This is a genomic window from Streptomyces sp. NPDC107575 (assembly GCF_055657265.1).
Window position 1 is genome coordinate 205565 of sequence record NZ_JBVKBG010000011.1, and the last position, 13005, is coordinate 218569.

Below are 13005 nucleotides of genomic sequence, written 5' to 3' on the forward strand. Positions count from 1 at the left end.
CTGGGCAAATCAAGCCCCTGCGGCGATTGAGCAGCGGGGTCCGGGGCAGCGCCCCGCGACGTGGGAACGGCTCCCGGTCACCCCCGGAGGGTCGCGCCGCCGTCCACGTACAGGTCCTGCATCGTGATGTGCCGGGCCCGGTCACCCGCGAGAAAGGCGACCGCCTCCGCGATGTCCCCGGGATCGGCGATACGGCCGAGGGGAATGCCGGTGCGGTGGGCCGCGAGGTCCCCCTCGATGACGGACCGGGCCCCGGCATCCGCGTCGCCTCCGGGAGCCGCTTCCCACATGCCGCGCTGCATGTCGGTGAGGGTCGAGCCGGGGCAGACGGTGTTGCAGCGCACCCCCTGCGCGGCGACCTCGAGGCCGAGGCATTTGGTGAACATCGCGGTGGCCGCCTTCGACGCGGCGTACGCGGCCATGCCCTGGCGGGGGATGCCGGCCGCGTTGGAGGCGACGGTGACGATGCTGCCGCTCCCCCGCCGCACCATCCGGCGGGCGGCGGCCCGCGAGACGTGCATGGCGCCGTTGGTGTTGACGGCGAAGCAGGCGGCCCAGTCCTCGTCGGCGAGGTCCACGACGGGGGAACCGCGCAGGATCCCGGCGACGTTGACGGCGATGTCGAGCGGGCCGTGGGTGTCCTCGGCGTCGGCGACGAGCGCCTCGACGGCCGCCGCGTCGGTGACGTCGAGGGGGCGGGCGACGACCTGGTCCTCGGCGTAGGGGGCCGCGGCCTTCGCGACGGCTTCGGCGTCCCGGTCGGTGGCGATCACGCGGGCGCCGCGCGCGGCGAGCGCGGCGACGACCGCCTCGCCGATCCCCCGGCCCGCCCCCGTGACGAGGGCGAGCCGGCCGGCCAGGTCGAGGCCAGTGCTGGGAGACATCACTTGGCGAGCGCCCCCTTGATGTCGTCGAGGACGGTCCGGGCGGCGAGCGGGCCGCCCGCGCTGTTCCACGCCGAGCCGTCGATGACGACGACGTGGTCCTCCTTCTCGGCCTTCAGCTTCTCGAAGTTGGTGACCTTCCGGGCCTCTTCGTAGGCCTTCCGGCTGTCGTCCTCGCTGCCGAGGGCGCCGAGGAACAGCCAGTCCCCGTCGATGGTGGCGAGCTTCTCCAGGGAGACCGGCTCGCTGTGTCCGGTGCTCGCGCCCTGCTGGTCCTCGGGCCGGTCCATGCCGAGCGCCTTGAGCGTCGAGCCGACGTGGCCCGCGCCCTTGCCGACGACGGAGGGCGCGCCGTCCTGCCATCGGATGACGGAGACGGACTTTCCGGCGTTGTCGCCGAGCTTCTTCTTCGTGTCGGCGACCTGCGCGTCGAAGTCGGCGAGCCACTTCTCGGCGTCGGACTTCTTGTTGAGGGCGTCCGCGGTGTCGGTGAAGGCCGTCTTCCAGTCCTCGTTGAGCTTCGCGGTGACGACGGTCGGCGCGATCTCCTGGAGCTTGTCGACGGTCTTCTTCGCGCCGGTGGTCTCGTCGAGGAGGATCAGGTCGGGCTGGAGCGCGGCCAGCTTCTCCATGTCGGCCTCGGCGACGCTGGCGACGACCTGCGACTTCGCGGCCTTGTCGGCGAGGTACGCGGAGACCCCCTTCTGGCCTCGGCCCGCGGTGGTGCCGACCGGCTCGACGCCCAGGGCGAGCGCCGCGTCGAGGGTCGGCTCGCTGAGCGCGACGACCTTCTTGGGGTCGCCCGGCACCTTCACCTTGCGGCCCTGGGCGTCGGTGAGCTGCCGTGTCTTCGACGCGGATCCGGCCTTCTCGGCGCCGCCGGCGTCGTCTCCGCTGTCGCTGCCGCAGGCGCTCAGGAGCAGGGCGCCCGTGACGGCGGCGGCCGGTATGAGGGCGGCGCGGCGGATTCTCGGGGAGGACATGTGCGTGGGGCTCCTTAGGGAGATGAGATGAGAGAGGTGGTGTGGGGGGGGGAGTCCGAGGGGCCGCGCTCAGGCGGGGGCGGCACCCAGGAGACGGATCAGGGAGTCGGCGAGCGCGATGCGCCAACAGGCGTAGTCGTGACCGCCGTTGAACTCGTTGCGGGTCACCTGGTAGCGGGCCGAGTGCAGCGTGTCGTAGAGCGTGCGGCAGTGCTCGGCCATCGCGCCCTCGTGCAGTCCCGCGTCGAGGTGGACGGTGATCGGCGCGGGGTCGGTCTCCGCGTACCGGGCGACGATCCACGGCACGCCGAAGACGTGTTTCTGCACGACGCCGGGCGGCAGGCTCGGCCGCCACCACAGTGAGGGCGACTGGGCGACGACATGGCCGAAACGGTCCGGTCGCAGCCGTCCGGCGTGCAGGGCGGCCAGGCCGCCGAGGCTCTGTCCCGCGACGACGGTGCGCGCCGGGTCCGTGGCGAGCGGCCAGCGGCCGGCCGCCCACGGCAGCAGCTCGTCCGCGAGGAACTCCACGAAGGCGTCCCGCGCGCCGAGTTCGCGGTGGCGGGTGTCCCGGTCGACGGCGTCCGGGGCGAGCACGACGAGCGGCGGAAGGAGACCGTCGGCGATCAGCGCGTCGAGGGCGTGCTGCAGGCCGAGGCGGCCGAACCACATGTCACCGTCGCAGAGCACGAGGACGGGCAGCCGTTCCGTGTCATTGCGAGGGCCGGGCGGTGCGTACACCCACACCTCGCGTTCGTGGTTCGCGTCGCGCTCCGCGCTCAGCGCCGCGGCGCGGACCCTGTGCCGTTCGACGCGCCCGGCGGGCACGGTGCCCGGCCGCTCGGTCCACGCCTGGGCGGGCGCCTCGGGCAGCGCGAAGACGGAGCTGTGGCCCGCGCCCCAACGGGTGGGCAGGCGGCGGGGATTGAGCGGGTCGTGCGCCCCGTGCACCGCGAGCGAGCGCAGCCGGGCCTGCAGCACCTCGGGGTCCTCGGGCGGCTCCTTGGCCGAGATGTCGGCGGCGATCCGGTACGAGGCGCGGTGGTCGGCGCGCAGCCGCAGGCCGAAGTGCCAGATGTCGGTGCCCTCGATCCGCTCCATGAGGGAGCCCGCGAGGTGGGCGCGGTCGCCGAGGTGGCTGACCATGAGCAGCACCTGCCGGGTGGCGCGGTGGCCGCGCCACAGGAAGGTGACCGCCCGGTGGTCGGGTTCGCCGTCGAGTTCCTCGACGAGCGGCGTGCCGCGGGCGGCGGCCTCCCGCCAGAACTCCTCGGCGATGTGCGTGCGTTGAGCGTCGTCGGCCGCGGCGATGCGCTCCTTGAGGTGCGCGATGCGGACACCGGTGACGCGGTCCGGCCGGTGGTCCGGCAGGGCGGCAACGGACTGGACGCTCATGTCTCCTCTTCCTCCGAAAACGACCAGGGCCCCGGAAACGACCCGACTCCGAGAACGACCCGGGCGTTTCTGTCGACGTAATTGTTAGCAGACGCACTTAGGTTAGCCTAAGCTAATCACATGCCCGCAGGACTACGACTCCGCCCCGGCGGAACACAGCAACTCCCGGCCACCGGGCCGCGCAGCCGCCCACCCCGCACCGCGGGACTCCTGATCGGCCTCGCGCTGCTCGTCGCCGCGGCCGCCCTCTCGCTCGCGGTGGGCACGGAACACCTCGCGCCGGACCAGGTCTGGAGCGGGCTCTTCGCGCCGTCCGGCTCCGCGAGCGACGGCATCGTGCGGGAACTGCGGCTGCCGCGGACGCTCATCGGCATCGCGGTGGGCGCGGCGCTCGGGCTCGCGGGCGGCGTGATGCAGGTGCTGACCCGCAACCCCCTCGCCGACCCGGGACTGCTCGGCGTGAACGCCGGTTCGTCGGCCGCCGTCGTCACCGCGATCAGCGTGTTCGGCATCACGTCGTTCACCGGATATCTGTGGTTCGCGCTGCTCGGCGCCGCCGTCGCCGCCGTCGTGGTCAACGCCCTGGGCGGCACCCGGGCGGCGACGCCGGTCCGGCTCGCGCTCGCCGGGACGGCCGTCAACGCGGCCCTGTTCGGCTACGTCAACGGGCTGCAGCAGTGGGACCTGAGCACGCTCGACTCGATGCGCTTCTGGTCCGTAGGCACGCTGGAGAAGCGCGACCCCGAACTGCTGCTCGCCGCCCTGCCGTTGCTGATCGCGGGAGCGCTCCTCGCGTTCGCGCTCGCCCGGCCGCTCGGCGCGCTCTCCCTGGGCGAGGACCACGCCCGCGCGCTCGGCACCTCGGTGCGGCGCACCCGGGTCCTGTCGATCGTGGCCATCACGCTGCTGTGCGGCAGCGCCACCGCCGTGTGCGGGCCGATCGGCTTCGTCGGCCTGATGATCCCGCACGCGGTCCGCGCGTTCACCGGACCCGACCCGCGCTGGCTGCTGCCCTACTGCGCGCTGTTCGCGCCCAGCCTGCTCCTGGTGGCCGACGTCATCGGCCGGATCGTGGTGGCGCCTTCGGAGATCCAGGCGGACATCGTCACGTCGTTCATCGGCGGGCTGATCTTCGTCCACCTCGTACGGCAGCGGAAGGTGGCTCAACTGTGACCCCGGTGAAGGACCGGCCCCGCGCCTACGAGGCGGAGTTGCGGCACGGACGAGTGCGGGCGGGCCGGCTCTCGGTCCGCTTCGACCCGCGCACGGTGCTCGTCTGCCTGGCGCTGCTCGTGGTCACGGCGTGCCTGGTGGTGCTCTCCGTCGGCACGGGCACGTACGAGCTGTCGCCCCTGGAGGTGCTGCGGACGTTCGCGGGGGACGGGCCGCCCGGCGCCGGGTTCATCGTGCTCGACCTGCGGCTTCCGCGCGCCGTCGTGGCCGTTCTCGTCGGCTTCGGGACGGGGATGGCGGGCGCCGTCTTCCAGTCGCTCACCCGCAATCCGCTGGGCAGCCCGGACATCATCGGGTTCGGCAACGGCGCGTCGGCGGGCGCGCTCGTCGCCATCATCTTCCTCGACGCGGGCGCCGCGCAGACCGCGCTCGGCGCACTCGTCGGCGGCTTCGCCACGGCCACCGCCGTCTATCTGCTGGCCTGGCGCCGTGGCGTGCACGGCTACCGGCTGGTGCTCGTCGGCATCGGCGTCTCCGCCGTCCTCGGGGCGGCGACCAGCTTCCTCTACGTCCGCGCCGACATCGGGAAGGCGGCCCAGGCCGCGAGCTGGACGATCGGCTCGCTCAACGACCGCGGCTGGACCGAGGCCAGGACGGCCGCGCTCGGCCTCATCGTCTGCGTCCCGGTCGTCATGGTGTTCGGCCGCCGGCTGACGATGCTGGAGATGGGCGACGACACGGCGGGCGCTCTCGGTGTGCCGCCGGAGCGCAGCCGGCTGATCCTGCTGTGCGCGGGCACGGGACTGACCGCGATGGCGGTGGCCGCCGCCGGGCCGATCCCGTTCCTCGCCATGGCCGCTCCCCAGCTGGCCCGCCGCGTCACCCGTGCGCCGGGCCCGAACGTGCTGCCCGCCGCCTGGATGGGCGCCCTCCTGGTGACGGCGGCCGACCTGGTGACCCAGCGGGTGACCGGTTCTGCGCTGATGCCGGTGGGCGTGGTGACGGGCGTGGCCGGCGGCCTGTTCCTCGCCTGGCTCCTGCTGCGGGAGCGCAGGGCGCAGCACATCTGACCGTCCGGCCGTTACGCGTCCGTGGGGCGCGCGGGGCGCCGGTCAGGAGGTCGCGTCGGTGACCCTCCAGCGTTGGTTCGCGCCGGAGTTGGGCTGCCAGGTGCCGACGGCGGCGCCTTCGTCCGTGGCCTGCCCGCCGACCTCCAGGAGACGGCCCGTACCGGCGTTGACGAGGGTGTACGTGCCGTCGCCCGTCGTCGACAGGAGCCACTGGGCGGCCGCGTCCCGCTCGCCCGTGTCGGCCTCGACGACCGGCACACCGTCGCGGACGGCGAGCCGCTTCCCGTCGGCTGCGCCGGTGAACACGTGCCGCCTGCGGTTCGCGGGGCCGCTCCCGCTGATCTCCGCGAGCCGCCACCGTTGACCGTCGGCACCCGTCCCGGTGCTGATCACGAGAGCACCGTCGGCGACCGTGAGGTCCTTGCCGCTCTGCACACCCGTCAGCTCGTAGGTGCGTCCCTGGCGCAGCTCGGCGGCGTCCTTCGCCACGCCGGACACTCCCTTGACCACGAACGTGGTCACCGACTGCGCGGGCACCGTGAAGGTGGCTTTCCGGCCGGTCACCGCGACCGGCGCCCGCTCGTCCAGCTTGCCGTCCGTGCTGGTCACGACCGGGGTGACGGTCGCGCCGCGGCGTACGGTCGCGAATTTCGACAGGTCGAGCGTCACCGTGCGCGCGCTCGTGGTGCTGTTGACGTGCACGACGGTGGCGCCGTTGCCGCCCCGGGTGACGGCGGCGGTGCTGTTGGTGTCGTCCGTCCTGACGAGGTGGTCGCCGGGCCGGATGTAGTGCGTGAAGTTCCGGGCGGTGTCGAACTTGGTGTTCGTGTACACCGGGCAGGTCTCCAGGGTGTCGTCGGGACCCGCGCTGAAGGAGACCTGGACCTCGCCCCAGTTGCCGCCCTTGGCCGACTCGCCGCCGGGCCTCATGTTGTCCCAGTCCTCGACGGGCTGCCAGAACACCCAGGCGCTGGGCTCCAGTTCGCGCAGGTCGTCGACGATGTGCTGGGCGAGCCCGAGGCCGGGCCGCATGTCGGTGAAGGACTGCCCGTCGCCCCAGTCGCCCTCGACCTCGCTCATCCACAGCGGCTTGCCCTCGGCCTTGGCGAGGTCGCGGACGGAGGTGCGGCCGCCGGTGCCGTACGTGTGGACGTTCATCTGGGCGACGCGGCGCTTCACGTCGGCCGGGTAGCTGGTCCAGTTCGTGACGAAGGTCGTCGGGTTCGTCTCGTCCATCGCCGAGACGACGGCCGTGGTCCGCGCCTTCCTCAGCGCGGCGTCGAGCGCGGTCACGATCTTCTGCTGGAGGGCGGGCCCGATGTGACAGCCCTCCTGGCGGCCCCCGGTCGGATTGCCGTCGGCGCCCAGCTTCGTACCCCAGTAGTTGGTGTTGGGCTCGTTGCAGGGGTCGACGGTCTTCACCCTGATGCCGTGTGCCTTCTCCAGGCGCCGGGTCGCACCGGCCAGATACGTGGCGAAGTCTTCGACGGACGCCTCCTTGAGCTGCTCCTTCGACGCGTCGAAGCCGCCGGAGACATAGCCGCTGACCGTCATGAAGTACGGCGGGGAGTTGGAGAACGTCTCCCAGTGGGTGATGTCCTTCTTGATCCGGTCCACCCACCAGCGCTGGGTCGCGTCGGCGTCCTCGTTCCAGTGGTCCGCGTTCTTCGGGTCCCACCAGTCGGTGTCGGTGCGGGTGGTGCCCTCGGGCGCCTTCCACCAGCCCTCGACGGCTCCGCCGGCCCGCAGGTAGTCGGGCACGTCGGGGGCGTTGCCGCCGCCGATGTTGTAGCGGGCGATGTTCAGGGCGAGGCCGTCCCGTCCGAAGACGAGGTCGGCGATCCGCTCCCGGATCTCGTCCGGGTAGTGCCCCGTGGCGTTCGCGAACCAGACGAGGCTGGTTCCCCACCCCTCGAAGCGGTCGTGCCGGTACGAGGGGTCGGGGGTGACCGTGACCGTCGCGGCGGTGCCTGCCGCGGCGACGAGCTGTGCGGCGGAGATCTGGGTTCCGGCCGCCGCGGCCGTGGCCGCGGCGATGCCGATGAACCGTCTGCGGGTCAAGCGCGCCATCGTGTGCTCCCGGTGTGAGTGGGGTGTCGGTGGTGCTGGGACGGAGGGAGTTCTAGGAGTCGAGCGGCTGCTTCAGGACGGCGACCTGACGGGGCGCCAGGACGAGGTCGCCACCGGACGGGCCGACGAGGACCTCCCCGGTGACCCCCGGCAGCGCCACCTGCTCGTCGCTCCGGTTGATCAGGAAGACATAGCGGTGCTCGTCGTCGCGCCGGACGACCTGTTCGACCAACCCCCGTGCCTGCTCGGGGAGTTCACCGCTCACCCCGACGGGCGCGAGCAGCTCGGGCAGCAGCACGGTCAGGCCGTCGACGCCGAGCCGGGTGGAGACGTACGCGGCCGAGCCCCGGCCCGCGCCGCGCCGGGTGACGGCCGGGCGGGAGGCGTACGTGCCCGTGCGGTAGCCCGCGAGGACCTCGACGTCCGTGTTGGTGACCGAGATCCGGTCGGTCCACAGGCTGCCGGTGGTGCCGTTGTCGAGGTCGACGGTATCGCCGTCGAGGAGCGGCCCGAACTCCTCGATGCGGATGCCGAGGACGTCGCGCAGCGCGCCCGGGTAGCCGCCGAGCCACACGTGGTCGTTCTCGTCGACGATCGCGGAGAAGTACGTGGTGACGAGGTGGCCGCCGCCCTCGACGTACCGGGTCAGCTCCTTGGCGAGCGGCTGCGGCACCACGTGCAGGACGGACGCGATGACGACGTCGTACGCCGAGAGGTCGGTGCCGTGCGCGGGCACCACGTCGGCGCGAACGCCGAGGCGGAGGAGCGCCGAGTACCAGTCGAGGGCCTCGCGGTGGTAGTCGAGGCGTGAGGTCGGGTGGGAGTCCTGCTCGCTGGTCCACCACGAGTCCCAGTCGAAGAGGATCGCGACGCGGGCGGGCTCGCGTCCGCTGCCCGCGATCGGGGCGAGCGCGTCGAGGGTGGCGCCCAACTCGACGACGGAGCGGAAGAGTTCACTGTCGGCTCCGGCGTGCGGGAGCATCGCGGAGTGGTACTTCTCGGCGCCCGCGGCCGACTGCCGCCACTGGAAGAAGCAGACGGCGTCGGCGCCGTGCGCGACGTGCAGCAGCGAGTCGCGCGCCAACTCCCCCGGCTTCTTCGGCAGGTTGACGGGCTGCCAGTTCACGGCGCTGGTGGAGTGCTCCATCAGGAACCAGGGGCGGTGGCCCGCGATGCCGCTGGTGAGGTTGGCGGAGAAGGACAGCTCGTCGCGGTCCTGCGGGCCCGGGATGACGTAGTGGTCGTTGGCGACGAAGTCCACCTCGCCGGCCCAGTCCGCGTAGTCCATGCCCTTGGTGCCGGGCATCACCATGAAGTTGGTGGTGACGGGCGTGTCCGGGGTCAGCTCCCGCAGGATCTCCCGCTCGGCCAGCAGATGGTCCTTGAGCGCGTCCGAAGAGAACCGCTTGAAGTCGAGCTGCTGCGTCGGATTGGGGTGCGAGGCCGCGAGCCGCGGCGGCAGCAACTGCTCCCAGTCGCTGTAGCGCTGCGACCAGAACGCCGTCCCCCACGCGTCGTTGAGGGCGTCGAGCGTCGTGTAGCGGCGGCGCAGCCAGAGGCGGAAGGCGCGGGCCGCGTCGTCCGAGTGGTCGTAGACGTTGTGGCAGCCCAGCTCGTTGTTGACGTGCCAGGCAACCAGGGCCGGATGGTCGGCGTAGCGGGACGCGAGCCGGCGGACCAGCGTGAGGGCGTGCTCGCGGAAGACGGGCGAAGTGGGCCGCCAGTGCTGGCGGGCGCCCGGCCACAGCTTCTCGCCGCTCGCGGTCACCGGCAGGATCTCCGGGTGCGCGGCGGTCAGCCACGGCGGCGGCGAGGCGGTGGCGGTGGCCAGGTCGACGCCGATGCCGCCCGCGTGCAGCAGGTCCATGATCTCGTCGAGCCAGCCGAAGTCCCAGGTGTCGGCGGTGGGTTGGAGCCGCGCCCAGGAGAAGATGGCGAGGGAGACGACGTTCACTCCGGCCTCGCGCATCAGCCGGATGTCGTCCGCCCACACCTCCCGCGACCACTGCTCGGGGTTGTAGTCGGCTCCGTAGCCGAGGCGCCGGGTACCGTCCGAGCCCTTCGCGTACGGGAAACGGGAGGTGAGGGGGGCGGTCATGCACGTCCTTCCAGGGATGCGGTCACAGAGCGGGGGCGCGGGCTACTTCTCGACGGTGAAGCCCTGGTCGTTGCCGTACTTGACGGACGCGTCCTGCCACGACTTGAGGCCGGCGGTCAGCTTCGTCGAGGAGACGTAGGCCTTGCCGACGGTGTCGTTGAAGACCGAGTTGGCGTACACCTGGAACGGCAGGTACTTCCAGTCGGTGGGTACGGTCTTCGCGGACTCGGCGAAGATCTTGTTGGCCTTCTGGCCGCCGAAGTACGGGAACTCGGTGTTCTGGAACGACGAGGAGTTCAGGTCCTTGGTCGTCGCGGGGAACGCGCCGTTCTTGACGCGGGTCTGCACGCCCGCGCCGGAGTTGGCGTACTTCACGAAGGCGTAGGCGAGTTCCTTGTTCTTGCCGAGCTCGGGCAGCGCGAGGGAGCTGCCGCCGTTCTCGGAGCTGGTGTTCGCGCCCTTCTCCCACTGCGGCATGGGGGCCACGCGCCAGTCGCCGGAGGCGCCCTTCACGCCGGAGGCGAAGTTGGCGGGCATCCAGGCGCCGGTCGGCAGGGTGGCGATGGTGCCGTCGCCGAGGCCCTTGTACCAGTCGTCGGTCCAGCCGGTGACGGGCGAGACGAGCTTGTCGTCGATCAGCTTCTGCCAGGTGTCGGTGTACTTCTTGGCGCCCGCGTCGGTGAAGTCGATGCCGACCTTGGTGCCGTCGACCTTGTACGGGTGCGAACCGGCCTGCCACAGCAGGCTGGTGGTCAGGCCCGCGTCGCCGACGTCGCTGGTGATGTACGCCTTCGGGTTCGCCTTGTGCAGCTTGCGGGCGGCCTCGACGTACTCGTCCCAGGTCGTCGGGACGGCGATCTTGTACTTGTCGAAGACCTTCTTGTTGTAGAAGAGCGCCATGGGGCCCGAGTCCATCGGCAGGCCGTAGACGCCGTCGCCGGACTTCACCGAGTTCCAGGGGCCGGGCGAGTACGAGTCCGCGAGCTTCTCGGCGCCGTACGCCTTGAGGTCGGTGATCTGCTTGGTCAGGGCGTACTGGCCGAGGGCGTAGTACTCGATCTGCGCGACGTCGGGGACGCCCTTCTTCGCGGAGATCGCGTTCGACAGGGCCTTGTACTGGTCGTTATTGGTGCCCGCGTTGACCAGCTTGACGTCGACCTTCGGGTACTTCTTCTCGAAGTCGGCGGCGACCTGCTTCAAGGTGGGCTCCCACGCCCACACCGTGACGGTGCCGCCCTTCTTCAGGGCCGACGAGATGTCGGACGAGCCGACCTTCTTGTCGGCGGAGTCGTCGCCGGAGCCGCCGCAGGCGGTGGCGCCGAGTGCGAGGGCGCAGAGGAGACCGAGGCCGCGCAGCGCACGGCGGGAGTTCTTGGGCATGGGCATGCTTCCACTTCTTCGTGGTCCTACGGAGGGTGGGCCGAGCGGGGTCTACTCCTTGACGCTTCCGGCGGAGAGACCGGACTGCCAGTACTTCTGGAGCAGAAGGAACGCGGCGATCAGCGGCACGATGGTGAGCAGCGAACCGGTGAGCACGAGATGGGGAATGGCCTCGCCGCCGGCGGTCTGCGCCTGCTTGTTCCAGGAGTCGAGGCCGAGCGTGAGCGGATACCAGTCGGGGTCCTTCAGCATGATCAGCGGCAGGAAGTAGTTGTTCCACGTCGCGACCGTGGTGAAGAGCAGCACGGTGACGGTGCCGGGGGCGAGCAGCGGCAGCGCGACCTGGAAGAAGGTCCGCAGCTCGCTCGCGCCGTCGATCCGGGCGGCCTCCATCAGTTCGGTGGGGATCGCCTCGGTGGCGAACACCCACATCAGATAGAGCCCGAACGGCGAGATCAGCGACGGGATGACGACGGCCCAGGGGGTGTCGGTGAGCCCCATCTTGCTGAACATCAGGAACGTGGGGACGGCGAGCGCCGTGCCCGGCACCGCGACCGCGCCGATGACGACGGCGAACACGGCCCGCTTGCCCGGGAAGGCGAACTTGGCGAGCGCGTACCCGCCGAGGACCGCGAGGAACGTCGCGCCACCCGCGCCCACCACCACGTACAGCAGGGTGTTGAGCAGCCAGCGGCCGAAGACGCCGTCCTGGTACGTGAAGGTCTCGGCGATGTTGTGCCAGAGGTCGAAGTCCGAGTCGAACCAGAGGCCGAACGAACGGGCAAGGCCCTGCGGCGACTTGGTGGCGCTGATCAGGAGCCACACCAGCGGCAGCAGGCTGTAGACGAGGACGACGCCGGTCAGCACGGTCAGCAGGACGCTGCGCCGCGGGCGGCGTGACGCCGAGGGGCGGCGGGGTGAACGCAGGCGCGGGGCCGCAGACTTGAGCGGTGCTGTGGACCGAACGGAGGTGGTGGTGGTCATCGCGCTCACGCTCCCTTGCGCATGCCGCGCAGCTGGACCACGTAGGCCACGATCATCGTGAGCACGCCCATGACGATGGCGACCGTCGCGGAGTAGTTCTGCTGCTGGCCCGCGAAGGACAGCGAGTACGTGTAGTAGTTCGGGGTGTAGTCGGTGGTGATCGCGTTCGGCGTGAGCTTCTGGAGGATGGCGGGCTCGTTGAAGAGCTGGAAGCTGCCGATGATGGAGAAGATCGTGGCGATGACGAGCGCGCCGCGGATCGCCGGGAGCTTGATGGCGGTGATGACGCGCCACTGTCCGGCGCCGTCGATCTCGGCCGCCTCGTACAGGGAGTGCGGTACGACGCGCAGCGCGGCGAAGAAGATCAGCATGTTGTAGCCGACGAACTCCCAGGTCACGATGTTGCCGAGGGAGGCGAGGACGAGGTCGGCGGAGAGCGGGTCGGGCAGCTTCGTGCCGAACGCGTCGCCGAGGTCGCCGACCAGTCCGTAGCGGGTGCCGTACATGAAGCCCCACATCAGGGTCGCGACGACGGCGGGGACCGCGTAGGGCAGGAAGACGGTGATCCGGAAGAAGTCCTTGCCGTAGAGGCGGCCGCTGTCGATGGCGAGGGCGACGAGCAGGGCGATGCCGAGCATGACCGGCACCTGGATCAGCAGGAACAGGCCGACGCGGCCGACCCCGGCCCAGAACTGGGCGTCCTGGAACGCCTGTTGGTAGTTCTCCAGGCCCACGAAGGTGGTGCCGCCGATGAGTTGTGTACGGAACAGGCTCAGATAGACCGAGTACGCGAGCGGCGCGAGGAAGACCAGGGCGAAGACGAGCACGAAGGGGCCGATGAACCCCCATCCCGTCCACGAGCGGCGCCGCCTCACGGCGACCGGCGGTTGCAGCGTGGTCATCTCGCGTCCCTCACTCGTCCGTGCGTCACAGGTCGCGATGTTTGCGTAAACATCGTTGGGCGTGAA

10 protein-coding genes are annotated in these 13005 nt (G+C 71.1%); 2 read left to right on the forward strand and 8 right to left on the reverse strand.

The window, feature by feature from the left end; all coding sequences use genetic code 11:
• Positions 1 to 77 precede the first annotated feature (77 nt).
• The 3 genes from ACZ7L4_RS39880 to fes form a co-directional block, all read right to left on the reverse strand.
• Complete coding sequence (locus ACZ7L4_RS39880) at positions 78 to 884, reverse strand: 2,3-dihydro-2,3-dihydroxybenzoate dehydrogenase (protein WP_472109958.1); 807 nt, start codon at positions 882 to 884, stop codon at positions 78 to 80.
• On the reverse strand, positions 884 to 1867 hold the full coding sequence (locus tag ACZ7L4_RS39885; RefSeq protein WP_472109959.1) for an ABC transporter substrate-binding protein: 984 nt from the start codon (positions 1865 to 1867) through the stop codon (positions 884 to 886). The genes ACZ7L4_RS39880 and ACZ7L4_RS39885 overlap by 1 nt, the downstream gene beginning before the upstream one ends.
• A 69-nt stretch (positions 1868 to 1936) precedes the next feature.
• Positions 1937 to 3262, reverse strand: coding sequence for an enterochelin esterase (gene fes, locus ACZ7L4_RS39890; RefSeq protein ID WP_472109960.1), 1326 nt, complete (start codon positions 3260 to 3262; stop codon positions 1937 to 1939).
• A 120-nt stretch (positions 3263 to 3382) separates the two neighbouring features.
• Here fes and ACZ7L4_RS39895 point away from each other — a divergent pair, with 120 nt between their 5' ends.
• Positions 3383 to 4435, forward strand: a complete 1053-nt coding sequence (locus ACZ7L4_RS39895; RefSeq protein WP_472109961.1) for a FecCD family ABC transporter permease — start codon at positions 3383 to 3385, stop codon at positions 4433 to 4435.
• A 5-nt stretch (positions 4436 to 4440) separates the two neighbouring features.
• Complete coding sequence (locus tag ACZ7L4_RS39900) at positions 4441 to 5505, forward strand: FecCD family ABC transporter permease (protein WP_472110026.1); 1065 nt, start codon at positions 4441 to 4443, stop codon at positions 5503 to 5505.
• A 42-nt stretch (positions 5506 to 5547) separates the two neighbouring features.
• Here the strand turns inward: ACZ7L4_RS39900 and ACZ7L4_RS39905 are convergent, their stop codons facing one another.
• From ACZ7L4_RS39905 to ACZ7L4_RS39925, 5 genes are read right to left on the reverse strand one after another with little or no spacing between them, the layout of a single operon-like run.
• Entirely contained in the window at positions 5548 to 7575 is a 2028-nt protein-coding gene (locus ACZ7L4_RS39905; protein WP_472109962.1) for an RICIN domain-containing protein, read from the reverse strand.
• Positions 7576 to 7627: 52 nt separating this feature from the next.
• Positions 7628 to 9673 (reverse strand): beta-galactosidase, encoded by a 2046-nt coding sequence (locus ACZ7L4_RS39910; protein ID WP_472109963.1) that lies wholly within the window; start codon positions 9671 to 9673, stop codon positions 7628 to 7630.
• A 42-nt stretch (positions 9674 to 9715) separates the two neighbouring features.
• The gene (locus ACZ7L4_RS39915) at positions 9716 to 11053 is read right to left on the reverse strand and encodes an ABC transporter substrate-binding protein (RefSeq protein WP_472110027.1); all 1338 of its coding nucleotides are present in this window, start codon (positions 11051 to 11053) and stop codon (positions 9716 to 9718) included.
• A 51-nt stretch (positions 11054 to 11104) separates the two neighbouring features.
• Positions 11105 to 12037, reverse strand: a complete 933-nt coding sequence (locus ACZ7L4_RS39920; RefSeq protein ID WP_472109964.1) for a carbohydrate ABC transporter permease — start codon at positions 12035 to 12037, stop codon at positions 11105 to 11107.
• Positions 12038 to 12042: 5 nt separating this feature from the next.
• Positions 12043 to 12939, reverse strand: a complete 897-nt coding sequence (locus ACZ7L4_RS39925; protein WP_472109965.1) for a carbohydrate ABC transporter permease — start codon at positions 12937 to 12939, stop codon at positions 12043 to 12045.
• Between the last annotated feature and the right edge of the window lie 66 nt (positions 12940 to 13005).